The 24,496-nt window shown below is 67.2% G+C and carries 21 protein-coding genes; 14 read left to right on the top strand and 7 right to left on the bottom strand.

The genetic code is table 11. The features are described 5' to 3' along the window. Positions 1-25: 25 nt before the first annotated feature. The 6 genes from pepN to EL340_RS04035 all read left to right on the top strand — a co-directional run bounded on the left by pepN (position 26) and on the right by EL340_RS04035 (position 6,508). Positions 26-2,482, top strand: coding sequence for an aminopeptidase N (gene pepN, locus EL340_RS04060; RefSeq protein WP_232023212.1), 2,457 nt, complete (start codon positions 26-28; stop codon positions 2,480-2,482). 255 nt (positions 2,483-2,737) lie between these two features. Then, positions 2,738-3,190: an FHA domain-containing protein gene (locus EL340_RS04055; protein ID WP_075406000.1), complete on the top strand. Its 453-nt coding sequence runs from the start codon at positions 2,738-2,740 to the stop codon at positions 3,188-3,190. Next, positions 3,187-3,951: a transcriptional regulator FtsR gene (gene ftsR / locus EL340_RS04050; RefSeq protein WP_197722343.1), complete on the top strand. Its 765-nt coding sequence runs from the start codon at positions 3,187-3,189 to the stop codon at positions 3,949-3,951. The genes EL340_RS04055 and ftsR overlap by 4 nt, the downstream gene beginning before the upstream one ends. Before the next feature lie 129 nt (positions 3,952-4,080). Further along, positions 4,081-4,554: a hypothetical protein gene (locus EL340_RS04045; RefSeq protein WP_126415305.1), complete on the top strand. Its 474-nt coding sequence runs from the start codon at positions 4,081-4,083 to the stop codon at positions 4,552-4,554. A gap of 317 nt (positions 4,555-4,871) precedes the next feature. Next, entirely contained in the window at positions 4,872-5,399 is a 528-nt protein-coding gene (locus EL340_RS04040) for a MerR family transcriptional regulator (RefSeq protein ID WP_009397704.1), read from the top strand. 149 nt (positions 5,400-5,548) lie between these two features. Further along, entirely contained in the window at positions 5,549-6,508 is a 960-nt protein-coding gene (locus EL340_RS04035) for an aldo/keto reductase (protein ID WP_126413554.1), read from the top strand. Positions 6,509-6,522: 14 nt separating this feature from the next. Here the strand turns inward: EL340_RS04035 and EL340_RS04030 are convergent, their stop codons facing one another. After that, positions 6,523-8,124, bottom strand: a complete 1,602-nt coding sequence (locus EL340_RS04030) for an Hsp70 family protein (protein WP_126413553.1) — start codon at positions 8,122-8,124, stop codon at positions 6,523-6,525. A 307-nt stretch (positions 8,125-8,431) separates the two neighbouring features. Between EL340_RS04030 and EL340_RS04025 the strand changes: the two genes are divergently transcribed. From EL340_RS04025 to EL340_RS04010, 4 genes are all read left to right on the top strand, one after another. Continuing rightward, positions 8,432-9,670 (top strand): inorganic phosphate transporter, encoded by a 1,239-nt coding sequence (locus tag EL340_RS04025; protein WP_126413552.1) that lies wholly within the window; start codon positions 8,432-8,434, stop codon positions 9,668-9,670. Next, the gene (locus EL340_RS04020; RefSeq protein WP_126413551.1) at positions 9,658-9,903 is read left to right on the top strand and encodes a hypothetical protein; all 246 of its coding nucleotides are present in this window, start codon (positions 9,658-9,660) and stop codon (positions 9,901-9,903) included. The genes EL340_RS04025 and EL340_RS04020 overlap by 13 nt, the downstream gene beginning before the upstream one ends. 88 nt (positions 9,904-9,991) lie before the next feature. Then, entirely contained in the window at positions 9,992-11,539 is a 1,548-nt protein-coding gene (locus EL340_RS04015) for a glycoside hydrolase family 32 protein (protein WP_126413550.1), read from the top strand. A gap of 220 nt (positions 11,540-11,759) precedes the next feature. Further along, positions 11,760-13,817, top strand: coding sequence for a PTS sucrose transporter subunit IIABC (locus tag EL340_RS04010; RefSeq protein WP_197722383.1), 2,058 nt, complete (start codon positions 11,760-11,762; stop codon positions 13,815-13,817). Between the two features lie 76 nt (positions 13,818-13,893). Here EL340_RS04010 and EL340_RS04005 read toward each other — a convergent pair whose 3' ends face one another. The 5 genes from EL340_RS04005 to EL340_RS15290 all read right to left on the bottom strand — a co-directional run bounded on the left by EL340_RS04005 (position 13,894) and on the right by EL340_RS15290 (position 17,396). Beyond that, on the bottom strand, positions 13,894-14,922 hold the full coding sequence (locus EL340_RS04005) for a LacI family DNA-binding transcriptional regulator (protein ID WP_126413548.1): 1,029 nt from the start codon (positions 14,920-14,922) through the stop codon (positions 13,894-13,896). A gap of 109 nt (positions 14,923-15,031) precedes the next feature. Continuing rightward, the gene (locus EL340_RS04000; RefSeq protein ID WP_126413547.1) at positions 15,032-15,655 is read right to left on the bottom strand and encodes an SGNH/GDSL hydrolase family protein; all 624 of its coding nucleotides are present in this window, start codon (positions 15,653-15,655) and stop codon (positions 15,032-15,034) included. A 45-nt stretch (positions 15,656-15,700) separates the two neighbouring features. Continuing rightward, positions 15,701-16,432: an ABC transporter ATP-binding protein gene (locus EL340_RS03995; protein WP_126413546.1), complete on the bottom strand. Its 732-nt coding sequence runs from the start codon at positions 16,430-16,432 to the stop codon at positions 15,701-15,703. Next, positions 16,429-17,121: an ABC transporter permease family protein gene (locus EL340_RS03990; protein ID WP_232023210.1), complete on the bottom strand. Its 693-nt coding sequence runs from the start codon at positions 17,119-17,121 to the stop codon at positions 16,429-16,431. Before EL340_RS03990 ends, EL340_RS03995 begins: the two co-directional genes overlap by 4 nt. Continuing rightward, entirely contained in the window at positions 17,073-17,396 is a 324-nt protein-coding gene (locus EL340_RS15290) for a hypothetical protein (RefSeq protein WP_232023209.1), read from the bottom strand. The genes EL340_RS03990 and EL340_RS15290 overlap by 49 nt, the downstream gene beginning before the upstream one ends. 62 nt (positions 17,397-17,458) lie before the next feature. Between EL340_RS15290 and EL340_RS03985 the strand changes: the two genes are divergently transcribed. The 4 genes from EL340_RS03985 to EL340_RS03970 all read left to right on the top strand — a co-directional run bounded on the left by EL340_RS03985 (position 17,459) and on the right by EL340_RS03970 (position 23,170). Beyond that, positions 17,459-19,858: an ATP-binding cassette domain-containing protein gene (locus EL340_RS03985; RefSeq protein WP_126413545.1), complete on the top strand. Its 2,400-nt coding sequence runs from the start codon at positions 17,459-17,461 to the stop codon at positions 19,856-19,858. Next, complete coding sequence (locus tag EL340_RS03980) at positions 19,855-21,120, top strand: GNAT family N-acetyltransferase (RefSeq protein WP_126413544.1); 1,266 nt, start codon at positions 19,855-19,857, stop codon at positions 21,118-21,120. Before EL340_RS03985 ends, EL340_RS03980 begins: the two co-directional genes overlap by 4 nt. 144 nt (positions 21,121-21,264) lie before the next feature. Further along, a complete protein-coding gene (locus EL340_RS03975; protein WP_126413543.1) occupies positions 21,265-21,642 on the top strand; it encodes a hypothetical protein in 378 nt (125 codons plus the stop codon). A gap of 79 nt (positions 21,643-21,721) precedes the next feature. Next, positions 21,722-23,170 carry a hypothetical protein gene (locus tag EL340_RS03970; RefSeq protein WP_126413542.1) on the top strand — a complete coding sequence of 483 codons (1,449 nt, stop codon included), beginning with the start codon at positions 21,722-21,724 and terminating at the stop codon, positions 23,168-23,170. A 20-nt stretch (positions 23,171-23,190) separates the two neighbouring features. On the opposite strand, the gene EL340_RS03965 is transcribed toward EL340_RS03970, so the two are convergent. Beyond that, positions 23,191-24,312: a 6-phosphofructokinase gene (locus EL340_RS03965; protein WP_126413541.1), complete on the bottom strand. Its 1,122-nt coding sequence runs from the start codon at positions 24,310-24,312 to the stop codon at positions 23,191-23,193. Between the last annotated feature and the right edge of the window lie 184 nt (positions 24,313-24,496).

Raw genomic sequence — 24,496 nt, 5'->3', positions numbered from 1 at the left:
ACCGCCTGCCACTGGATTCCCGCTCATGGCAACCACCGCGCCCGCACGCTCGGACAGCCCCACGAACCTGCGTCACCAGGAGGCCGCCTGGCGAGCCTCGGTGTGCCAGGTGACCTCCAGCCACGTGGCGATCGACGTCACCACGGCCACCAGTCCCCAGGAGACCTCCTTCCACGTCCGCTGCCGGATGCGGCTGCGCATCACGCAGCGGGCCGAAGGGCTCTGGGTGGACTTCGTGGGGCAGGCGGTCGACTCGCTCGGCCTCGACGGGCAGCGGGTCGCGGTGGTCTGGGACGGAGCCCGTATCGCCCTTCCCCTCATGCAGCCGGGCGACCACGTGGTGGAGATCCAGGCGCGCGGCCTGTACTCCAACTCGGGTCAGGGGCTGCACCGCTTCCGCGACCCGGTTGACGGCGCCACCTATCTCTACACCCACTTCGAGCCCTCCGACGCGCGCCGGGCCTGGCCGGTCATGGAGCAGCCGGACCTCAAGACCCGGTTCTCGCTGGAGGTCACCCACCCGCGCGGCTGGACGGTCATGTCCAACACCCGTCCGGTCACAGGCGACGGCTCGGACACCGAGGGCGCGGCCGGCGCCGACGCCAGTGGTACAGGCCCTCGCCCCGAGGTGACCACCTTCGCCCCCTCAGAGCCTCTGCCCAGCTACCTCACCGCTCTGGCAGCCGGCCCCTGGCACCGGGTGACCGGCCAGTGGAGCTCCCCGAGCCGTCAGAACCTGACGATCCCCCTGTCCTGGTCGTGCCGGGCCAGCCTGGCAGACCACCTCGACGCCGCCGAGCTCCTCGAGGTCACCCGTGCGGGACTGGACCTCTACGACCGGGCCTACAGCTACGGCTTCCCCTGGGACTCCTACGACAGCGTGCTCGTCCCCGAGTACAACCTCGGCGCCATGGAGAACCCCGGCTGCGTCACCTTCAACGAGGAGCTCTACCTCTTTCGCGGCCCGGTCACCCGCTCCCAGAGGGCCGGGCGAGCCAACACGATCCTCCACGAGATGTGCCACATGTGGTTCGGCGACCTCGTCACCCCCACCTGGTGGGAGGACACCTGGCTCAAGGAGTCCTTCGCCGACCACCAGGGCACCTGGGCGGAGGCCGAGGCCGCGGGCTTCTCCGAGGCGTGGGTGGGCTTCGCCTCCACCCGCAAGGCCTGGGCCTACCTGGAGGACTCCCGTGCGGCGACCACCCACCCCATCGTGGCGCGGGTCGACGACGTCGAGGCCGCCCGCCAGGCCTTCGACGGCATCACCTACGCCAAGGGCGCCGCCGTTCTCAAGCAGCTTGTCGCCCACGTCGGCCAGGAAGCGTTCCTGGAGGCCTCCGGGCTTCTTTTCGAGCGCAGCGCCTACGGCAACGCCACCCTGGACGACTTCCTGCAGGTGCTCTCGCAGGTCTCAGGCCGCGACATGCAGCAATGGGCCCGAGCCTGGCTCCACACTGCGGGGCCCTCCGTCATCACCGACGAGCTCGTCGTTAAGGAAGGGCGGATCGCCTCACTGACCCTCCGCCAGGAGGGGACCGACCTGGCCACAGGAGAGCCGGTTCTGCGTCCGCACACGCTCGTGGTCGGGCTGTACTCCTTCGACGAGGACGGCGCGCTGGTGCGCACCCACCGGCTGCCGGTGACCCTGGAGACCGAGCGGCTCGAGATCGTCGAGGCGGTGGGCCTGCCCGCTCCCGACGTCATCCTGGTCAACGATGAGGACCTCACCTACGCCGTCGTGCGGCCCGATGACGCATCCCTGTCCCGCCTGGCCACCTCCCTCGGATCCGTTCGTGATCCCATGGCCCGGTCCCTGGCCTGGTCGATGCTGCACAACCTTCTGCGCGACGCGATCATAGGTGCACCACTGTTCGTGGGGGCCGTCCTCGCCCACGCCGACGACGACACCGAGCCGGGCACCCTGGCCACGCTGCTGAGCCAGGCGCTGCGAGCCGCCTGCCGGTACACCGACCCACGTACGCGTCGTACGCTCCTGGAGGGGCTCCTCGCAGACGACTCGAACAGGCTCTTTGAGGGATCGGACCCCACTCGCGAGCATGGCGGCTGGGGCAGGCTTCGCGCCGCTGCGCCGGGATCGGACACGCAGCTCGTACGAGCCCGCGCCTGGCTGGAGGCCGCGGGGCAGGCGGCGCTGCTCGATGAGGAGCAGCAGACCCAGGCGGTTGCCCGCGTCCGCGAGATGCTGAGCGGTGGCCTTCCCGGCCTGGAGCTGGACGCCGACCTGCGGTGGCGGGCGCTGACCGCCCTGGCGCGTCTGGACGCCGTCGGTTCCGACGAGCTCGACGCGCAGCAGAAGGCGGACCCGACGGCCAGCGGCATCACCCACCACCTGAGGGCTTCCAGCTCGATGCCCCGCAGAGAGCTCAAGGAGGAGGTCTTCAGCCGGCTCCTCCTCAAGAGCCTCGACGACCTGCGCCGTTCTCTGGCCGCTCGTCGTGTCGCCCCGGTCCCCGTGTGAGGGGCGGGATCGCTCACCCCTAGTGAGACCTTCGTCCTAGGCTGACCAACATCAGTGGATGCTGTGACCCATCCGAGACGTGCAATCGGTGCTCCCGGTCACTCCGAGGAGTTGGCTGAGGGCGGACAACGGGTAGGCTCCTCGCCATTCGCATGAAGCCACATCGCGATGTTGACTCGACGGCGGTGCAACGAACGGTATGGTGGTGCTTGAGGCGGCGCACCGGGCGCCGCAACGAACCGAGGGGCAGGAATAATGTCGAGCAGTCCGATCGAGCAGGATCCCTCCTCCACCCAGACCTTCGGAGTTGCCGATGTCGTCAACTCAGTCGACTCCCCGGTGGTGGGGCTGAGTCAGCAGGACGCTGCCGCGATCGCTGCTCTGCCGTCGGGAACGGCGCTTCTCCTCGTCCACCACGGGCCGACCACCGGCGCGCGCTTCCTGCTGGATGCTGAGGAGACGACCGTGGGACGCCACCCGCGCGCCGACATCTTCCTCGACGACGTCACCGTCTCCAGGAAGCACGCGGTCTTCTCCTCTCTGCCCGACGGCGGGTACGGGGTCCGCGACTCTGGTTCCCTCAACGGCACCTACGTCAACCGCACCCGCGTGGAGCAGGTGGCTCTCCGTTCCGGCGACGAGGTCCAGATCGGCAAGTACCGGATGACCTACCACCCCGGCCCCCAGGGCGGAGCCGCGTCTCGGTGAGTGCCGCAACCGCACGAAGCAAGAAGCGAGCTGCCCCCTCGTCCTTGCTCGAGGCGTCCGAGCACTCGGTCGGCGGCAGCTGGCCCCGCGGCATCTCCCGAGAGCCGGCGATGAAGATCGGGCAGGTGGTGGATCTCCTCAAGGTGGAGTTCCCCGCCCTGTCGATCTCCAAGGTCCGCTATCTCGAGGGGGAGGGGCTCATCAGTCCCCACCGTGTCGGGAACGGCTACCGACGCTACTCGCAGGCCGACCTGGAGCGTCTGCGTTACGCCTTGGCGGTTCAGCGAGACGAGTACCTTCCCCTGCACGTCATTCGTGACCGCCTGGCGCGCCTGGACGCTGACGCCGGGGCTCCCGCGCCTCAGCCCGTCGCCCGGGTCGTGGCCCGTGACGGTCAGATCGTCGACGACGGACCCATGGACCTGGAGGCGCTCCTGGCCCACTCCGGCGCCAGTGAGTCGCAGATCGAGGAGCTCGTCGCCGTCGGTCTCATCAGTCCCGACGTCCGGGGCCGCTACAGCCAGCAGAACCTGAGAACCGTGCGCCTGGCCCTGGAGATCACCCGCAAGGGCGTGCCTCTGCGCAACCTGCGTGCGGTGCGCGCCTCGGCCGAGCGCGAGGCGGACACCATTGACCAGGCGGTGGCTCCGCGCCGGTCCCGCTCCCGCAGTGCCGGTGAGGAAACGGCGCGGGAGCTGGCCGAGCTGGTCGCGGACCTGCACACGATCCTGCTGCGCCGATCCGTCGACGCACTGGGGTGACGACGTGCTTGCAGGGCACCAGGCGGGTGCTCGCTCAGGGGCCTGATGTCGACGAAAGTCAGCACGCGTCGCATGCGTGTTCCCGGGACAGGGGTGAGCGCGGCCCCTTAGGGTTGAGGTGTGCCATTGATGCAGTTGGTGGGCGTCAGGTCCACCAATCCTGATGACGGCCTGGTCGCTGTCCTCGTGGAGGACGGTGGACCGGCGATGCTGGCGATTCCGGTGACGCCGCACGAAGGGCTGGTACTGCACGCTCACGGCTCGTACCGGTCACCCACCTGGCCCAGGCTCCTCGATGACGTCGTCGAGGCCCTGGGTGGGCGCATCGGGTGCACCGAGCTCGATGTCGACGATGACGCCCGTATCGTCGCGAGGCTCGTTGTCGAGGCGCCCGCGCATGAGGACAAGGTGATGACGGTTCCCTGTACTCCGGGTGAGGGACTCCTCCTGAGCGGTTACCACCAGTTCCCAGTACATGCCAGCAGCTCGCTCACGCGTCTGAGGGCCGTCGATCTCAGCGATGACCAGGGAGCCGAAAGACTCGCGCAGTGGCGGCGAATGCTGTCCGAGACCACTGACCTCACCGACGACACGCGGGACTGATGTGACTCGTGTGACTAGAGTTGTGATCTATAACACTTTCCGTCGATTGTGCTGAGCCGCTGAAATAGCACTATCGCAGGGAATTGTCGGCTCTCCGAGCAGGATGCTCGACCTGACCTAGAGATTCATGTCTGACGGCACATCGATACGAGGCGTGCCCTTCGTTGAGCATCGCCCCGACTGGCCCTATCGTGGAGTCGTGGCCGCACGAAGCGAGCCGCCGCGTCGGTCTCAGGCGCGTCTTCTTCCGGCGACAGGAGCAGCTTGTGAGCATGAATGAAGCCAGTGCGGTAGCAAGGCCTCAGCGTACTCAGGGCATGCTGTTCGGTGACCCCCTTCCTCAGCTCGATGCCGACTCGGGCTACCGGGGCCCAGTCGCGTGCCGAGCCGCCGGAATCACCTACCGTCAGCTCGACTACTGGGCCCGCACCGGCCTGGTCGAGCCGTCGATCCGCAGCGCCAAGGGGTCGGGCTCCCAGCGCCTTTACTCCTTCCGCGACATCCTGGTTCTCAAGGTCGTCAAGCGGCTCCTGGACACCGGCGTCTCCCTGCAGCAGATCCGTACGGCCGTCAGCGCCCTGCACTCACGTGGAGTGGAGGACCTGGCCTCCATCACCCTCATGAGCGACGGCGCCTCGGTCTACGAGTGCACCTCCGCAGACGAGGTCGTCGACCTCGTCGCCGGAGGCCAGGGCGTCTTCGGTATCGCGGTGGGAAGGGTCTGGCATGAGGTCGAGGGGGCCCTGGCGGACCTACCCGTCGATCATGCCCAGGCGCTCGGGACACCGCTTGTGGAGGATGAGCTGGCCAAGCGCCGCGCCGCCAAGCGGCAGCAGGCCATCTGAACTCTGCCAGGCGCGCCAGAAAGCGTGCTGTTCGCCGAGGCTGGAACCGTGATCACGGTTCCAGCCTCGAACGTATCCTGGCTCCGTCCGTCTTCTCTATGACAGGACAAAAATGTCATCCCGGCATCGTTCAGAGATCAGGAGAGAACATGACTGAAACACCGACCCGGACCCTGGCCGACCTCCAGGTCAGCCCCATTGGGCTGGGAGGCAACGTCTTCGGCTGGACGGCGGACGAAGCCACCTCCTTCGAGGTGCTCGACGCCTACCTGGACGCCGGAGGGAACCTCATCGACACCGCCGATGGGTACTCCTACTGGGCGCCGGGAAACTCCGGAGGGGAGTCGGAGACCGTCATCGGAGGCTGGCTCGCCTCACGCCCCGTGCGTGATCGCATCGTCCTGGCCACAAAAGTCTCCACCAAGCCCGACCGGCCCGGTTTGAGCGCGGACAACATCCGCCTGGCGCTGGATGAGTCGCTGTCTCGCCTGCGCACCGATGTCGTGGACATCTACTACGCCCACTTCGACGACAAGTCCGTCCCGCTGGAGGAGACCGTGGTGGCCTTCGATGAGGCCCGCCGCGCGGGCAGGATCAGGCACGTGGGGCTGTCCAACTACACGCCCGAGCGCATCCGGCAGTGGTTCGCCATCGCCGACTCCGAGGGCTGTGCCCGACCCATCGTCCTGCAGCCCCACTACAACCTCCTCCACCGCGACGACGTTGAGGGCTCGGGCGGCAGGGGGCAGGTGGCGGCGGAGCTCGGCATGGGGCTCATGCCGTACTTCGCCCTGGCCGCGGGCTTCTTGACCGGAAAGTACCGGCGGGGTGAGGTCATCAGTGGGGACCGGGCCGGGATGGTCGCCGACTACCAGCGGCCGGAGTGCTACGACGTCGTCGACGTCCTGGTCCAGGTGGCCGCGAATCACGGGGTGGAGCCCGCCGCCGTGGCGCTGGCCTGGCTGCGGGACCGGCCCGGTGTCACCGCTCCTCTGGCCTCTGCGCGTCACCTGAGCCAGCTGCGGTCGATCCTGGACGCCCTGACTCTCGAGCTCAGCGACGAGGAGACCCGGGCTCTCACCCGGGTCTCCGATGCCGCACGTTCCTGATCGGCTCCGGGCACCTACTCGGTGCGCTGGCCCAGGACGTAGCGGCGGCTGTACCCGTCGGTGAGGTCGGTGATGGTGACGCGCACCAGGCCGGCCTCATCGATGCGGTAGTGCTCCTGGATTCGTGGGCCGTGGTCACGCCGCTCCACGGAGTAGGTGCGCAGCTCCTGGTCGTCCACGTCCCGCAGCGAGGCCTCGAAGGGGAAGACGATGTCCTGGTACGGGGCGATCTCACCGCGGGGCTCTCCGGCCTCGTCGACGTCGGCGCACTCCACGAAGCGGTACCAGCCGATGTTGTGGGCGGCGTCGTACTCACGAGTCAGAACCGTTCCCTCCCGGCCGCCGGGAGAGGCCTGGACGGACTCCGGGCTGAGGATCGCGTCGAAGGTGAGCCGGTGGCCGCCGTCGGCCTCACGGAAGACGCCGAAGCCGCGTGAGAGTCGGTCCGTAAGGTCGTAGTCGCTGGTGCGGTCCGCCGCAATGGCCAGGCCGATGGCCGTTGAGGCCCCCGGGTAGGGGGAGCGGTGCACCCGTCGTCCGAAGCGCTCGCGCAGGAGTCTCGGGACCAGGGGGAGGCCGGAGGCGCCTCCGACCAGGTAGACACCGGCGATGTCGGTCAGGTCCGGGCTGCCGTCGTCGAGCCTGCCGACCAGTGGAGCCATCGTGGCCAGGGAGCGCTCGATAAGCGGGGTGCAGGCCTGGTAGAGGTCGGTCACGGGCAGAACGATGTCCTGGCCCCGCAGGACGACGAGCACCCGTCGGCTTTGGGGGGTGAGGTGCTCCTTGGCGTCCCGGCACTGGTCCAGCAGGTCGTCGAGCTCGGTGGGGGAGAGGTCCTCCTCGGCGATACCCGCCTTGCTCAGCACCATCGTGGCCATGAGCAGATCAACGTCGTCCCCACCCAGGTCTCCCAGCCCGTGAGAGGCCAGCACCTCGTGGGAGGTGCCGACGACGTCGACCAGCGAGGTGTCGAAGGTACCTCCTCCCAGGTCGTAGACGAGGACCCGGGTGCGCTTGGAGGAGACGGTCGTCGCCTTGCGATGCGTGTACTCGAAGCCGGCGGCGCTGGGCTCGTTGAGCATGGCGGCGACGCAGAAGCCCGCCTGCTGGAAGGCCTCCAGAGTCAGCAGGCGCTGAGCCCCGTACGCGTGAGCGGGCACCGCGACCACCGCGCGGGCACGGCTGATAACCACGTCCTGCTTCGCCAGCTCGGTCTTGAGGTGACGCAGGTAGCTGGTGAGAACCTCCAAGACGGAGAAGGTCCGGTCGCCCAGTACCACCGGGGTCGAGGCCGTCAGCGTGGGGGAGGCGAGGACCCGTTTGAGGCTGCGCAGCAGCGGAGCCCCCTGGTGAGCGGCCTGCCTGGCAGCAAAACCGTGGATGAGCTCGCCGTCGCGCAGGGCCGTCAGCGAGGGGATGAAGTCGTGCTCATCGCCGTTCTCGTCGGCGAAGCTGAGAACCGGGTAGTTTCCCCGGTCGGCGCGTGCGACGACGGTTCGGGTCGTTCCCAGGTCGATTCCCAGGTCGATGTCCGTCATTGACTCGGTGTCGTTCCCCTGTCCGGGGAGGGTCCCGCTGTGGATGCTGTCCAGGCTGTTCGTGGTGTCCGCTGCCATGCGGTGACCCTATCGTGACGGGCCCCTCTTTCTGGGGAATGCCACCACGTCAGGAGTCCTTTGTGGAACGTGACAATCGGCTCAGAGGAGTAGAGCCCCCGTTGGGACGAAAGGCCGTGTTGCCGGACCAAGGTCGTCACGTATGCAGGAGGTGCCCGGTGCTGGTCTCAGGCCTGCACGCGATCGGTTAGGCGGTGGGGCGGTCAGCGGGTAACAATACTGGTGGGTTGCGCTCACGCGACCCGGACCTCCGTGCCTGCCCGTCAGGGTGGCAGAGAGGGTCACTCAATCTCCCATCGGGAACGGTATGAGCACCATTCTCTTCCTCGTGATCGTTGTCGTCGTGACGGCCCTCGTCTTCGACTTCACCAACGGTTTCCACGACTCGTCCAACGCCATGGCGACGTCGGTGGCGACTGGAGCCTTCACACCCAGGCGGGCGGTTCTGGTCGCCGCCGTACTCAACGTGATCGGCGCCTGCCTGTCCACCGAGGTCTCCAAGACGATCTCTCACGGTATGTTCGACGACTCGGTGATCCAGGCGGCGCCGGCCATGATCTTCGCGGGTCTGGCCGGCGCTATCCTGTGGAACCTGGCGACCTGGCTGTTCGGGTTGCCGTCATCGTCGTCGCACGCGCTGTTCGGGGGACTCATCGGAGCAGTGGTGGTGGCCGCCGGGGTTCAAGGCGTCCACTGGGGGACGGTGATCTCCAAGATCATCCTGCCGGCCGTCATCGCGCCGGTGGTGGCCGGAGTGGCTGCGGCGCTGGCCACGGCGCTCGCCTACCGCATCGCCCACCCGACCAACCCGTACTCCCAGAAGCTCTTCCGTAACAGCCAGCGCGTGACCGCATCACTGGTGGCGCTGTCCCACGGCACCTCTGACGGGCAGAAGACCATGGGGGTCATCACCCTGGCGCTCGTAGCCGGCGGCTACCAGGAGGCCGGTACCGGACCCCACTGGTGGGTCATCGGCGCGGCAGGGCTCGCCATCGGTCTGGGCACCTACTCCGGCGGATGGCGCATCATGCGCACCATGGGACGTGGGCTGGTCCACGTCGAGGCTCCTCAGGGCTTCGCCTCCGAGACCGCCTCGACAGTGGCGATCCTGGCCTCCTCCCACCTGGGCTTCGCCCTGTCCACCACCCACATCTGCACCGGGTCGATCCTGGGGTCGGGAATCGGCAGAGGCACCAAGGTGTCATGGGGGACGGCCGGAAAGATGGGGATCGCCTGGTTGGTGACGCTACCGTGCTCCGGTCTGGTGGGGGCCGCCACGTCGTACGTTGCCGTCAGGGGCGGGGTACCGGGCACGATCGCGGTCATCTGCCTGCTCATCCTCGGGGCCCTGGCGATCATCAGGCAGGCCGGTCACAACCGCGTGGACTTCTCCAACGTCAATGACGCCTCGGAAGTCGTCGTCGCCAAGCAGGACCCGGAGCTGGGCCGCGAACCGCGCACGCTCGAGGAGGTGCGTTCCGAGATCGTCGGTGGCACGAAGGAGCAGGAGAACGCGCAGCGGATGACGACAGGATCGATGGCATGACGATCGACTGGGGCTCCCTGGGGCTCGTGACCGCGGTGACGGTACTGGGCACTGCGTTCATCCTCATCATCTGCTCACTGGCGGCCCGCATGCTGGCCACCGTGCACGCCAAGCACGAGGCCGGTGAGGTCGAGGGCGTGCGTACGGCCCAGGTCCTGGCGGGCGTCTTCATCGTCATCGCCGCCATGATCGCGCTGTTCGGCCTGTGGCTCATCATCCCGTACTTCCACTGACACCTGTACTGACCATTCACCGGCCTCCCACCGATCACCTGCTGGGCGTGAACCCGGTGCACAGGAGTGGTCCTGCTAACATCCGACCGTGACTGAGGACCTCAAGGGCCTGGCCCTGGATGCGATTGCTACTTCCGCTGCGGCCGACGACCCGGACTACCCCCGCTTCCACGTTGTTCCACCGGTGGGACGACTCAACGACCCCAACGGGCTCCTGGTCGACGGCGGCACCTTCCACGCCTTCTACCAGTTCAGCCCCTTCCACCCCCACCGTAAGCTGGTTTACTGGGGGCACTCCTCATCGGCGGATCTTCTGCACTGGCGTCATCATGAGCCAACCATCGTCCCGGACTCCTTCTACGACCGCTCCGGCGCCTACTCCGGCAACGCGATCGTGCTGGAGGGCCGAGAGCTCGACGACGCCCCAGCCCGGGCCCCCTACCAGCTCTTCTACACCGGCAACCTCAAGGACCCGGTGACCGACGAGCGCACCGCCAGCCAGTGCCTGGTGACCAGCGGTGACCTGACCGACTTCGCCAAGTGGCCCGGCAACCCCCTCATCCCCACCAACGCCGAGGGCTACACGGCCCACTACCGGGACCCGCAGGTCTTCCGGGACCCGGACCGACCGGGGGAGTACCGGATGCTCATCGGCGTTCAGCGCGCCAATGAGAGCGGTGCCGCGGTCCTGTACCGCTCCCGGGACCTGGTCTCCTGGGAGCCCGAGGGAGAGCTGACCTTTCCCGACGCCGGCGGCGTCTTCGACTCCTTCGGATACATGTGGGAGTGCCCCGGCCTGGTACGGGTGACCGATGAGGACACCGGCGAGGACTGGGACGTGCTCATCTGGTGCCCGCAGGGGATCGCCCCGCAGACGGAGGGCTTTGAGAACATCTTCCCCTGCGTCTACACGGTGGGGCACCTCGTGGGCACCGAGCTGCGAGACACCGGCGGTGCCTTTCACGAGGTTGACCGCGGCTTCGAGTTCTACGCCCCCCAGGTCTTCGCCCGTCGGCCCTCCGAGCCGGGGCCCGTGCTGCTGACCGCCTGGGCCGGCAACGCCTCCGAGGATGACCAGCCCTCGATCAGCACCGGTCAGTGGGTCCATGCCCTGAGCCTGCCTCGATCACTCAGCCTGAAGGAGGGCCGGCTCATCCAGCGCCCCGCTACCAACCTGCCCCACGACGTCGGGCGGCCGGCTCTGGTGGACACGGCCCTGGAAGCGGGTCAGTACGAGATTGCCGAGCTGCGCGGATACCGCAGCTGGCAGCTGCGTCTGGAGGCCGATGCGGCCAGCGACTCAGATGCCTGCTGGGGGCTGCGCATCGGCACCGCGGAGTCCCACGTGGACATCGTCCTGGACGGGGGAGTGCTCCGGGTGGATCGCTCGACCTCCCGCTACACGCAGCACGGCTCCGTGCGTGCGGTGACGCTTCCTGAAGGCTGTGCACCGGTGCTGGAGGTCATCCACGACCGCTCGCTGACGGAGGTCTTCGTCGGCGACGGGGCGCTGACCTTCACGCTGCGCAGCTTCGTCGACGTCGGCAGCTCGGGGGCGAGGCTCATGTTGGAGGAGCCGCTCGTGCTCAAGACCGGCAGCGTCAGAACTTTCGCACCGGCTCCTGAGGTCCTCTGAGAGCCGCGTCATGATGGGGAGAAACGGGGGCTCGTCAGCGCGGGTCTGAGGAATTGACCGGGGTTCCTCCCTCCGGTTGCAGGGTGCTGTGACGCACTGTACTGTGACCATCGATTGACACAGGTGTGGCCGCCGGGAGTCAGCGACGTTCCCGACCAGTGGGTTTCCCGGCCCTCCCAGCTGTAGCGGTCCCATCACGAGAAAGGAACCCCGGGTGGCAATGGATCACGCCCGCGTGGCGAAGGACGTCCTGACGTACGTCGGTGGCGCCGACAACATCAACGCAGCAGCGCACTGCGCAACGCGTCTGCGTCTTGTCCTCAACGACATGGACAAGGTCGACCAGAAGGCTCTCGACAAGGATCCCGACCTCAAGGGCACCTTCATCGCGGGCGGCATGTTCCAGATCATCGTCGGGCCGGGAGACGTCGACCTCGTCTTCTCCGAGATGATCCACACCGGAGGGGTCAAGGAGGTCTCCAAGGACGAGGCCAAGGAGCAGGCCGCCAAGAGCGGCAACCCGCTGTCCCGCTTCATCAAGGCGATCGCCGATATCTTCGTGCCGCTGCTTCCGGCCCTGGTCGCCGGCGGTCTCATGATGGCGATCCACAACGTCCTGACGGCCGACTTCTTCACCTCACCCTCCTTCGTCACGGCGGACAACCCCACCGGTGCGTACGGGCTCGTCGACAGGTTCGCCTGGCTCGCCGACTACGACGACGTCATCAACCTCGTCTCCTCGGCCGCCTTCGCCTTCCTGCCGGTGCTCGTCGGCTTCTCCGCGGTTAAGCGCTTCGGCGGCAACGTCTATCTGGGGGCAGCCATGGGCGCTGCCATGGTCTCCACCCAGCTGACCAGCGCCTACGAGATCGAGACGGCCCGGGAGGCCGGATCCATCGAGGTGTGGCACCTCTTCGGCCTGACCGTGGACAAGATCGGCTACCAGGCCATGGTCATCCCCGTCCTGTGCGTCTCCTGGCTGCTGGCCTACATCGAGAAGTGGCTTCACAAGCGCCTGTCCGGAACAGCCGACTTCCTGCTCACCCCGCTCATCACGCTGCTGGTGACCGGGTTCCTCACCTTCGTCGTCGTCGGTCCGCTGGCGCGTGAGCTCTCCGACGGCATCACCAACGGCTTGAGCTGGCTGTACACGACCGCCGGCCCCGTGGGCGGCTTCCTCTTCGGCCTGGTCTACTCACCGATCGTGGTCACCGGTCTGCACCAGTCCTTCCCGGCGGTGGAGCTGCCCCTCATCGCGCAGATGAGCAGCGGCGGCCCCGGTTCCTTCATCTTCCCGATCGCCTCTATGGCCAATATCGCCCAGGGCGCCGTGACCCTGGCGGTCTTCTTCCTGACCAAGGACTCCAAGATGAAGGGTCTTGCCGGTGCCGGTGGTGTCTCCGCGATCGTCGGTATCACCGAGCCCGCGATCTTCGGTGTCAACCTGCGGCTGCGCTGGCCGTTCTTCATCGGGATGGGCGTGGCCTCGCTCGGCGGCGCCGCCGTCGCCCTGCTCGACATCCACAACCAGGCCCTGGGTGCCGCCGGATTCGTCGGCTTCGTGTCGATCGTTCCCGACGACATCGTCAAGTACCTCATCCTCGAGGTGATTGTCTTCATCGCTGCCTTCGCCTACGGCAAGACTCGCGGCAAGGCCTCCCTGGCCGGTGACGACGCCGATGACGCGGACGAGGCCACTCTGGAGGCTGAGGCCATGGCCGAGCACGCCGAGACCGTCGAGCTGCCCGCCGAGGCGGCCGAGGACTTCACCGTCACCGCCCCGATCCAGGGACGCGCGATGCCGCTGTCCGAGGTGGAGGACCAGACCTTCGCCTCCGGCATGCTCGGTCCGGGCATGGCCATCGCTCCGGCTGAGGGCCCGGTCGTCTCGCCGGTTGACGGCGAGGTCCTTGTGGCCTTCCCGACCGGGCACGCCTACGGGCTGCGCGCCGCCAGCGGCGTCGAGCTGCTCATCCACGTCGGTATGGACACCGTCCAGCTCGAGGGCAAGCACTTCAGCCCGAAGGTCAAGGCCGGAGACAAGGTCCTGCGCGGTATGCCGCTGGTGGACGTCGACTGGGCCGCGGTCGGTGCTGCTGGCTACCAGACCGTGACCCCGATCGTCGTCTCCAACGCCCAGGGCTACGAGGGCATCGAGGAGCACGGAGCCGGAGCGATCCATCGCGGTGACGCCCTCTTCAACATCGTTCGCAAGGTCGATGAGCCGGCCGAGGACGGCACAGACGCTCAGGCCGATACCGCTGAGGCCAAGGTCTGAGTCGCGGAGTGACTCTCCAGGTGCTGGTGGGGCCCTACCTCGTCCGAGGTAGGGCCCCACCAGCACCTGTGCAGGCCTATGCAGTACGGCCGGGCAGCAACCTGACCTCCATGGGGGAGGGGACCCCAAGCCTCTTCCGGGGCTGGTCGGAGTGCTCCTCGTCCGAGGGGGCCGAGGTGGCGGGCTCGATACGGTTCAGGAGCAGATCGACCGCGGCCCGGGCCAGCTTGGCGATGGGCTGCTGGATGGTGGTCAGCGCCGGCAGAGCACGGCGCATCGCGATCGTGCCGTCGAAACCGACCACCTTGAAGTCCTCAGGAACCCTCAGGCCCTTCTCGGCGGCCCACTCCATCACCTGGGCGGCGGTGAGGTCGTCGGTGGCGAAGACCGCGTCAATGTCATCGGCGACGAGATCGAGCCGATCACGGATGAGACCGGGGCGCTCGGCGTCCGGCGTGTTGAAGTCGACAGTGAGAACCACCGGCTCGATGTCGGCCTCCTGGAGCACCTGACGGTAGCCCTTCTCCCGCAGGTTGTGAATGCCGGTGCGGGAGGTCAGCAGCGCTGGGCGACGCGCCCCTCTCTTGAGCAGGTGCTCGGCAGCGAGACGACCGCCGGCCTCATTGTCGCAGCGGACGTTAGGGACGGTGGGGGACAGGTCTCGGTCGACGCTGACCACGGGCAGGTGAATCGAGCTGTAGTCGGCCAAGCCGTCGTTGTGGGCGCTGGAGATGATGCCGTCGACCCGGTGGGAGACCAGCAGGTCAAGGTACTCGCGCTCCCGATCCGCCTTGCCCATGGAGTTGCAGACGAACGTCCTGTAGCCGTGGTCGGCCAGGAAGTCCTCAACGTGCTCGGTGAGCTCGCCGAAGAAGGGCAGGGCGACGGTGGGGACGATCAGCCCGATCGACTGTGTCGACTTGCCGTGCAGTGCCCGGGCGATCTGATTGGGGCGGTAGTTGAGCTGCGCGATCGCCTCGGCTACCCGCTCCCGTGTCTCCTGGGAGAGGTAACCGCGGTTGTTGAGCACGCGGGAGACTGTAGTCAGCGAGACGCCTGCAGCCTGGGCAACATCAGCCAGTGTGGGTTCGCGGTGTGACTCCACTAGTGGGTCCTCAAGCTTCTGAGTCGTTCACGGTCTGTGCGATCTGCTCCCAAGCATAAGCCTCAAGATCGGCATTACCCAACTGACCTGCGCAAACGCAGGCTAAGCGTTACGCGATCGGCAGGATCTCGGCGTAGAGGGAGATCATGGCCCGGGCCATCTGCGCGTGGCCGGCGTCGTCGGGGTGGATGCCGTCGATGGCCAGCCGGTCCTCGTCACCGCTGATCGCCGTCGTCAGGGCGTCGGTCGAGGTCAGCCCCAGGGACGTGGCCCTCTCGTGGACGAGACGGCGGATCGCCTGGAACCGCGGGCCGACCTCCAGGGAGGGGAAGTACGGGGCGACGATGACAGAGACGCCCCGAAGCCGTTGGGAGACGAAGGTGAGGTCATGGTCGATGGCCTGCTCGACCAGCTCGCGCTGAGAGGGGAGGAATGCGGCGTCGTTCAGACCCAGGCTGATCGTCAGGACGTCGGGCTCGCAGCGCAGCACCGCCTCCAACCACGTGGTGTCGCGACACGACGGTGAACGATGACCGCCCGGTAGATGACCTCCACGGCGTGCGAAGAACCCGAGACCGTCCGCCGCCAGATTCACCTCCCGCCACCGCTGGTGCTCGCACACCAGGGAGGTCCAGCGGTTGCGGGGGTGGCTCAGCGCCCGCCAGCCGGTGGTGACGGAGTCTCCGAGGAAGACGGCAGTGGGGAAGTGGTCGGAGTTCGGGATCGTGGACACGGCTCACGACTGTAGTTCTCCAGGCTGGGAGGAACCAGCGCCGGCTCAGCCGGCATCGACGTCGTCCCGCCTCTTGTCCTTCTCCGCCAGGACACCGTCGTGCATGACCAGGACCCGGTCGCACACGGGAAGGAGCCTCTCGTCGTGGGTGACCATGACCGTGGCCTTGCCCAGCTCGTGGGTCTGATCGGCAAGCAGGCGGGCGACGTCCTGAGCCCGTCGGGTATCCAGGGCGGCGGTCGGCTCATCGGCCAGGATGATGTCGGGGTCGTGGTAGAGCGCCACCGCGATGGCGGCGCGCTGGCGCTCACCCCCGGAGAGCTCGGAGGGGTAGGCGTGTGCGCGCTTCGAGATGCCGAGCGAGTCCAGGAGGTGGTCCCTCCTGCCGGTGTCGCCCTTCACGCGCGTGACCCGGTCGTAGAGGCCGAACTGGTCGTTGAGCCTGAGGAAGGGAACCAGACCGGAGGCCTGCAGAACGAAACCGATGCGCCGCAGCCGGATCTGGGCCCGGCGCTTCTCCGGCAGGGCGGAGAACGGCTCACCCGAGATGGTGACAGTGCCGCTGGAGGGGGAGCGCAGGCCGCCCATGATGGTCAGCAGCGTCGACTTTCCTGAGCCGGACGGCCCCAGGATCCCGAGCAGCTCGCCGGTGTGGAGCTGAAGATCGGTGCTGCGCAGCGCGTGAACGGTCTCGTTGCCCTGACGGTAGTCCCGGGTCACTGACTTAAGGGACATGACTGTGGTTGCCGCGTCGGCTGCTGGCTCCGACGTCGTCATGAGATGGCCTCCACGGGGTCGATGCGGGAGACGACCCGCACGGAGATAAGACCGCCGGCCACCGAGACGAGGACGAAGGCGGCGGCGATCAGCAGGTCGAGAAGGCCGGAGAGCCTGAAGGGGACGGCGCTGGGCAGGACCAGGGAGGTCGCCACCGTCAGAAGTAGCCCGGTTCCGATACCGGCGACCGACAGCACGAGCGTCTGGGCGCAACCGGAGCGGATGAGGTAACCGGTAGGCACGCCCCGCGCTTTGAGGATTCCCAGAACCGGTCTCTTCTGGAGGGTCAGCACGTAGATGAAGATGCCCAGCACCGTGGAGGCGATGATGATGAGTGAGCCGATCATGAGGCTGAAGGTGAGGACCTGCGCCGAGTACCCGGGCAAGGTCTGAACGAGCTCCTCACTGGTGAGGATGGTCAAGCCGGCGTCCTGGGCGGACTTCACTGCCTTGCTGTCGCCCGTCAGGTCGGCCTTGAACACGACGGCGGATACCGCGGGGGACAGGCTGGTGGGGCCGTACCGTCTGAGGGCCTCGCCGTCCAGGGTCACCATGGGGGCCGACTGGAAGGTCGTGTCGGTCGACGCCGTGGTCCCGCCGTCCTGGGCCAGGTCCTTGGCGACGCTCAGCTGCTCGTCACTCAGGCGCGAGGCAGAGAGGTTCTCGTTGGAGGCGTCGGTGATGGCCACGCTGGCGGCGTCCCATGCTCGTCACTCAGGCGCGAGGCAGAGAGGTTCTCGTTGGAGGCGTCGGTGATGGCCACGCTGGCGGCGTCCCAGCCGTCGATGCCGGCGCGGTAGAGGTGTGCCAGCCCGACGGCGAGCGAGGCCAGGAAAAATGTGAGGTACGCCACCAGTGTGATGACGGAGACGATCAGTCCGAAGCGCACGGGTTCATGGCGGATCTCGCGCAGCGCATGGTGGGGCTCCTGCTGGGTGAGAGGGAGCTTCGGTAAGAATGACATAATGTACATTATCGGCGATAGATGTGTGCGCCGCACCGGCGGTATCCGGCACAATCCCTCCTGTGACTGCTGGAGAGGCTGCTGGACGGGTCCCTGCTGACGATCATGACGTCATCCACGTCGTCGGAGCGCGCGAGAACAACCTGCGCGGTGTCGACGTCGTCATCCCCAAGCGCAGGCTCACGGTGTTCACCGGCGTGTCGGGCTCCGGCAAGAGCTCACTCGTCTTCGCCACGATCGCCGCCGAGTCGCGCCGACTCATCAACGAGACCTACCCGGCCTTCGTTCAGGGGTTCATGGATGGCAGCGCGCGCCCCGACGTCGACCGCCTGGAAGGACTGACGCCGGCGATCGTCGTGGACCAGGAGCGCATGGGGTCCAATCCGCGCTCCACGCTCGGTACCGTCAGCGACGTCGGCGCCCTGCTGCGGGTGCTGTTCTCGACCAAGGGTGCGCCGCATATCGGCTCTCCCCAGGCCTTCGCCTTCAACGTTCCATCGGTCACCGGCGGCGGCGCGGTCACCACGCAGCGCGGCGGCCGCAAGGTCGTTGAGCGCAAGACCTTCACCGTGCAGGGCGGGATGTGCCCGGGCTGCGAAGGCCTGGGAAAGGTGTCCGACATCGACCTGACCCAGGTGCTCGACGAGACGCTCTGCCTGCAGGACGGTGCGATTAGCGTACCCGGCTACTCGGCGGGCGGCTGGCAGCTGCGCAGCTTCACCGAGTCCGGTCTCTTCCCGACTGACAAACCGGTCTCCGCCTTCACGCCCAGGCAGCGCGACGACCTGCTCTACAAGGAGCCGACCAAGATCAAGGTCGGCGGCATCAACGTCACCTACGAGGGGCTCGTACCCAGGATCCGCAAGTCGATGCTCTCCAAGGAGCCCGAGGCGCTGCAGCCCCATATTCGCGCCTTCGTGGAACGAGCCGTTGTCTTCGGAGTGTGCCCGCAGTGCGCCGGAACCCGGTTGGCCGAACCGGCCCGGACCTGTCTGATCGATGGCAGATCCATTGCCGACGCCTGCGCCATGCAGATATCTGATCTTGCGCAGTGGGTTACCCATCTTCAGGAAATTCTACTCGATGCGGCTCCCCTGCTTGACAACCTGAAGAAAATGCTGGACGCATTCGTGTCCATCGGTCTGGGGTACCTGTCACTGGATCGTCCGGCCTCGACGCTCTCGGGCGGCGAGGCCCAGCGCACCAAGCTCGTGCGCCACCTGGGTTCGGCTCTTACCGACGTCACCTATGTCTTCGACGAGCCCAGCATCGGCCTGCACCCGCACGACCTCCACCAGATGAACAAGCTGCTGCTGTCCCTGCGGGACAAGGGGAACACGGTGCTCGTCATCGAGCACAAGCCCGAGACGATCCAGATCGCGGATCATGTGGTGGACCTGGGGCCGGGAGCCGGCAGCCAGGGCGGCAGAATCTGCTTCGAAGGAACCGTTGAGGAGCTGCTCAGCTCCGACACCCTCACCGGGCACCACATGGCCGATCGGGTGCGCATCAAAACCACCCACCGCTCCCCCACAGGAGTCATTGAGATTCGCGGAGCCAACACGAACAATCTATGCGACGTCGACGTCGATATTCCTGTAGGAGTTCTTACCGTCGTCACTGGCGTCGCAGGATCAGGAAAATCGAGTCTCATCCATGGTCACCTCTCCCCCATGGATGACGTGGTGACGATTGACCAGACCCCGATCAAGGGCTCCCGACGATCGAATCCAGCCACTTACACCGGGCTGCTCGATCATATTCGCAAGGCCTTCGCCAAGGCGAATAAGGACAAAGGCGCGAAGCCCTCGTACTTCTCAGCCAACTCAGAAGGCGCCTGCCCGGTGTGCGGTGGAACCGGAGTCATCGAGACGCAGCTCGGTTTCATGGAGACCGTGGAGTCCCGGTGCGAGGCCTGCCGAGGACGCCGTTTCAACGACGAGGTGCTCGCCTACCGTCTGGGTGGACACAGTATCGCCGATGTCCTGGACATGAGCGCCCATGAGGCTCGTGAGCTCTTCTCCCAGGGGGAGGCGCGCCTGCCTGCCGCATCCACGATCCTGTCTCGGCTTAAGGACGTCGGGCTCGGTTACCTGCGCCTCGGCCAGGCGCTGACCACGCTGTCAGGCGGTGAGCGCCAACGGCTCAAGCTTGCCGTTCACCTCGCCCAGGACAGTCGCGTCATCGTGCTCGATGAACCGACCGTCGGACTCCACCCGGCCGACATCGAGGCCATGCTCGCACTGCTGGACAGGATCGTTGACTCCGGACGCACCGTCGTCGTCATCGAGCACCATCAGGCCGTCATGGCGCACGCCGACTGGATCATCGACCTCGGACCCGGCGCGGGCCACGACGGCGGTCGCGTCATGTTCACCGGAACTCCGGCCCAGATGGTGGCCGCCCCGACGACTCTGACGGCCCAGCACCTGGCCCGGTACGTTGGGAAGGACAACGCATGACCCTCACAGACACGGATGACACCTACCGGATCCGCCCAGCGACCATGGCGGACTCCCCTGCCATCCGCCAGATCCGCAATGCCGCAGTGCGGGAGTCGCTGGCGATCTGGACCAGTGTGGAGCAGGATCCCGCCCAGGCCGAGGCCTGGCTGGCCCCCATGGTCCAGCGCGGAACAGCGCTTGTCGCCCACCCGGAGGGGAAAGCGCAAGAGATCGTCGGCTTCGCGGTCGCCAGTGCCTGGCACTCCTATGAGGGGTACGCCCGAACGGTCGAGGACTCGATCTACCTGACGTCGGCCGTCCAAGGGCGAGGGCTCGGCGCCAGGCTCCTCGCAGGGCTGATCGAGTCCTCGCAGCAGGCCGGGGACCGCACCATGATCGCCCTCATCGAGGCCGGCAACACGGCCTCCGTACGGCTGCATGAGCGCTATGGTTTCAATACTGTCGGCACCATCCCGCAGGCCGGGGAGAAGCTCGGACGGATCCTTGACCTGACCCTCATGAGCCGCTCCCTGAAAGGACCCATGATGCGCAACGACCCGAGCACTGCCGGCAGCAGCCGTTTTCGACTGGTGAGTGCTGCCGAGTCCGTCGAGCTGCAGCCCGAGGAACCGGCCGTGGCCCAGTGGCAGGCCAGCAGAATCGCTGACCTCGTCGCGCACCTGCTGGATCTCGTCGGATCACCCGAGGGCAGACCTGCGATCATCGCCGTCGACGGACGAGGCGGATCCGGCAAGACCACACTCACCAAGGCACTGACCGCAGCCGTGCCGGGCTCCCAGACCTTCCACATGGACGACCTCATCTGGAACGAGCCCCTCTACCAGTGGGACCAGCGACTCGTTGACGCCCTGAGAGAGCTGCGCGAGAACGGCTCGCTCGACCTCGTTCCGGACGCGTGGCGGGAGCACGGTCGCGAGGGCTCCATCCGGATCCCGGCAGGCGCTCCCCTGGTCGTCGTCGAGGGAACCGGGGCCGGCCTCAGCGCCGTCAGCGGTCTCATCGACGCCCACGCGTGGGTCCAGACCGGTGACGACGTCGCTGAACGTCGAGGCATCAGTCGCGACATCGCAGAGGGAGTCAACGGAAACGCCGAGGAGACGGTGCGCTTCTGGCACTGGTGGATGGCCGGAGAACGCCTCTTCTTCGCCAAGGACCGTCCCTGGGAGCGCGCCGACGTCATCGTCTCCGGTGACGCCCCGGCTGGCGTGGAACCCGGAGAGGTCGCCTGGATTCCGGGGCCGCTCCTTCCCCACGACTGATCGGGGCGAGCGAGGAGAGGAATCGAGTCGGACAGAATCGGAAGACAGACATTGATGCAGCCGGTTATCGCTCCCCCAGGACGGTCCCGTTTCTACTCGTCGCCACACACTGGCCGTGTTCTCCGGCTCCTGCGGGCAGGATTTATGGTCACCTTCATCGTCTCCGTGGGGCTGTCCGTCTCCAGGCACGAGCCAGTACCCGGTGCGGCTCTCGTGATCGCATGCCTGGCTGCTCTTTACATCGGTGGTCTTCTGGTCCCCTGGCTGACCGCAGCGCTGCTCTGGTCCGGAGGCCGCGCCCGGCAGTGGGCGCTCAGGGCACAGGCGAGCGGTCACTACCTCGACGGATTTCTCATTGGTGCGCTCTGGCTTCCGGTCATCGTGATTCTGACGTGGCTGATCGGCGGATCCGGAGGCCTGGTCATCCTGTGGAGAGAGGTGCTGCGAGCCTCCGGGATCAATATCGGTAGCATTCTCTCTGAGCCCGGCCGCATTCAGCCTCGGCCTCATAGCATGTCTTGACCTGGCCCTCAGGACGTATCGCGTCTGTGGCAACGAGCCGGCCGCCGGCTCTCCTCGCCCCGTACATCGCGTCCTGCGGATGCCAGTGGTCGGACTGACGGCACTGGTGCTCATCCCTCCGCTGGTGCTGATCGCCGTCATCGTGCCCGGTCTGCGCTATGAGCCGGTCACGCAGAGCACTGCCGCCGATATCAAGACGAACGGGCTCCCCAGCAGACCCACGTCCCTCTCCCCCGATGACGTCTGGCACCAGGACTTCGACAACCTGCTTGACGTGACCTCAGGTGCAGCAGGCCCCGTCGTACTCGCTGAAGAGGGCGTCGTCGGACTTGACCCCGCCGACGGGACGCGCAGGTGGAGCTATCACAGGCAGGACGCCACGTACCTGTCTGTCCCGGAGGCCAGTGGAATCGCCCTGTACGGCGTTGACTACTTCCGCCCTCCCCAGTCGCAGTACCTGATCACCAGCCCGGACGAGCGCTACATCGCGCTGCGGGTCGATGGACCGGGGCGGGTCATGCCTCAGACCCCTCCATGCGTCACGATTGTTCTTGACGCCGTGACCGGAGAGGTGGTGAGCGAGCACCTGAGTGATGGTGGGCCTCTTCAGCTCACCGACTCGGCGGTCCTCGACGGCACAATCGCCTACGAGCTGGACAAGGGAGCCAAGCTATGGGACCTGAAGGCCATCGGCATCAAGGCGGAGAGCATCCGCTACTCGGGTACTGCCGGGCACTCCAGCTTCGTCCTCGGCTTCACGCACGAGTCCGATTCCGACACCGGATTCAGCCACGGGACGCTCACCCTGGCTCCGCAGGACGCACCGTCCCAGCAGCGTCAGTCACCACCGCTGATGCTCGAGGTCGACCAGGAGCACCTGGTCGTGATCGCCGGCTGGACCGTTGCCATCAAGGGCGGCGGCCCCTCCGACCTCAGTGGCTCGCCCACTGAGGGGTGGCAGGCGCAGGCCCTCAGCCTCGATGCCATGGCCGGTGTGGCGGGAGCAGACACTCACGCTCACGACCTGGGAGCCGGCTACGGCATTGGTGATGCCGCCTCACGCTCGTCCGGCCGGCTGGCGCTTCTGAGCTCTCCGACTCCTTGGCAGGGCTCGTACGCCGGGTACTCGCCCTCTCAGGAGTGGTGTGCAGCGACCACGGTCTCCGCGGTCTTCGACCCGAGGAGCAGGACCGTCACCGGTGCCTCAGACACGCCCGGGCTGGCAGCCGGCGCGGTGGGCCTGAGCCACGGGCAGCCCGACGACGCTGAGGGCGATCACGTGGTCATCCGCCCCGGGGGCGGTGCCTCTCAGATCACCTTCCCCCTTGATCCCCCACCCGCCGAACCGATGACGATCGACGACGGGTACAACCCTGACCTCAAAGAGATCAATACGGCGGTCCGCGGTCAAGCAGACATCACCGGGGCCAGCACACCCGGTGCAACCCTGGTCATCATCATCGGAGTCCCCATCGATCACCAGTCACACGCGACTATGCGTATTTACGGTCTGCCGGCGCCGCCCTAGGGATGTGTGCCGATCGGTGCTCAGTCTCCTAGGGCCGTCCCCACGGCACGAGCCGCCCGGATCCACTCATGGTCGGCCGGAACGAACTTGGTGCGACCGGCCACATCCTTGAGGGGCACCAGCTCAGTGCCGTGGCCGCGGTCGGCCACCATGACGCCGTACCGGCCCTCGGCGATCGCGCTGGCGCCGGCCACCCCCAGGCGCGTACCCAGCAGACGGTCCGCCCCGCAGGGTGAGCCGCCGCGCTGGACGTACCCCAGGATGGACACGCGGGCCTCCAGCCCGGTCAGGTTCTCCAGCTGCTCGGCCAGAGTGAAGGTGTTGGCACGGTGGGAGGCCTCCAGTCGCTTGACGCCCCGCTTGGCCATGGCCTTGCGCTCGGGGCTGGAGGCGTCCTTGACCAGGGCACGGGCGTGCTCCAGCTCGGCGTGGTCCGTCACCGACAGCGCCCCCTCGGCCACGGCCACCACCGAGAAGGACGACCCGTGGGAACGGCGTCTCTCGATCTTGTCCGCGATCGCGTCCACCGAGTACGGGATCTCGGGCAGCAGGATGACGTCCGCACCGCCCGCGATGCCGGCGCCCAGGGCCAGCCACCCGGCGCGGTGCCCCATGATCTCGGTGAGGATGATGCGGTGGTGGGAGTGCGCCGTCGAGTGCAGCCGGTCTACTGCCTCCGTGGCGATCTCCAGGGCCGTGGCGAAACCGAAGGAGGAGTCGGTGTGGACGATGTCGTTGTCGATGGTCTTGGGCAGGTGGATGACATTGAGACCGGCGTCCATGAGGCGCTTGGCGTTCTTCGCGGTCCCGCCTCCGCCGAGACACACGAGCGCGTCGATCCCGTTCTTCTCGCAGTTGTCCACGATGGTGGGAACCATGTCGCGGGGCTCGCCGTCCACCATCATGCGATGCACCTTGTCCCGGCTGGTTCCCAGCATGGTTCCGCCGGTGGTGAGGATCCCGGACAGCGCGGCGGCGTCGAGCTCGGTGAAGCGGTTCTCGGCCAGACCCCGCATACCGTCGCGAAAGCCGATGAGCTCCCAGCCGTGCTGCTGGATCGCCGCCTTTCCGAAGCCTCGGATCGCCGCGTTGAGCCCCGGGGCGTCGCCGCCCGCCGTGAGAATGCCGATGCGCTGAGCCATGGGGCCAAGTATGCCGCGGTCCGTTGGGACGTACACGTCGTACATGCCGGTTCCCACGGGGTCACCGCGGGCGCCGCGGGAGGGGACGGGAACCACGGAGGCGGATCCAACCCGACGACGTCCTACGCTCCGCCAACCGGTATGATCGTTGTCCGGACCGCGTTGGGACCGGTGGGAACAAATC

The organism is Actinomyces viscosus (assembly GCF_900637975.1).
Lineage (GTDB): Bacteria > Actinomycetota > Actinomycetes > Actinomycetales > Actinomycetaceae > Actinomyces > Actinomyces viscosus.
The sequence above is the reverse complement of the archived record's forward strand: the minus strand, read 5'-3'. Positions and strand labels throughout refer to the sequence as shown.

Excerpts from the sequence above, each read along its gene's own strand:
- pepN (WP_232023212.1), top strand. The coding sequence starts at position 26 with ATGGCAACCACCGCGCCCGCACGCTCGGACAGCCCCACGAACCTGCGT.
- EL340_RS04055 (WP_075406000.1), top strand. The coding sequence starts at position 2,738 with ATGTCGAGCAGTCCGATCGAGCAGGATCCCTCCTCCACCCAGACCTTC.
- EL340_RS04045 (WP_126415305.1), top strand. The coding sequence starts at position 4,081 with ATGCAGTTGGTGGGCGTCAGGTCCACCAATCCTGATGACGGCCTGGTC.
- EL340_RS04040 (WP_009397704.1), top strand. The coding sequence starts at position 4,872 with ATGCTGTTCGGTGACCCCCTTCCTCAGCTCGATGCCGACTCGGGCTAC.
- EL340_RS04035 (WP_126413554.1), top strand. The coding sequence starts at position 5,549 with ATGACTGAAACACCGACCCGGACCCTGGCCGACCTCCAGGTCAGCCCC.
- EL340_RS04030 (WP_126413553.1), bottom strand. The coding sequence starts at position 8,124 with ATGGCAGCGGACACCACGAACAGCCTGGACAGCATCCACAGCGGGACC.
- EL340_RS04025 (WP_126413552.1), top strand. The coding sequence starts at position 8,432 with ATGAGCACCATTCTCTTCCTCGTGATCGTTGTCGTCGTGACGGCCCTC.
- EL340_RS04010 (WP_197722383.1), top strand. The coding sequence starts at position 11,760 with ATGGATCACGCCCGCGTGGCGAAGGACGTCCTGACGTACGTCGGTGGC.
- EL340_RS03995 (WP_126413546.1), bottom strand. The coding sequence starts at position 16,432 with ATGACGACGTCGGAGCCAGCAGCCGACGCGGCAACCACAGTCATGTCC.
- EL340_RS15290 (WP_232023209.1), bottom strand. The coding sequence starts at position 17,396 with ATGTCATTCTTACCGAAGCTCCCTCTCACCCAGCAGGAGCCCCACCAT.
- EL340_RS03980 (WP_126413544.1), top strand. The coding sequence starts at position 19,855 with ATGACCCTCACAGACACGGATGACACCTACCGGATCCGCCCAGCGACC.
- EL340_RS03975 (WP_126413543.1), top strand. The coding sequence starts at position 21,265 with ATGGTCACCTTCATCGTCTCCGTGGGGCTGTCCGTCTCCAGGCACGAG.
- EL340_RS03970 (WP_126413542.1), top strand. The coding sequence starts at position 21,722 with ATGCCAGTGGTCGGACTGACGGCACTGGTGCTCATCCCTCCGCTGGTG.
- EL340_RS03965 (WP_126413541.1), bottom strand. The coding sequence starts at position 24,312 with ATGGCTCAGCGCATCGGCATTCTCACGGCGGGCGGCGACGCCCCGGGG.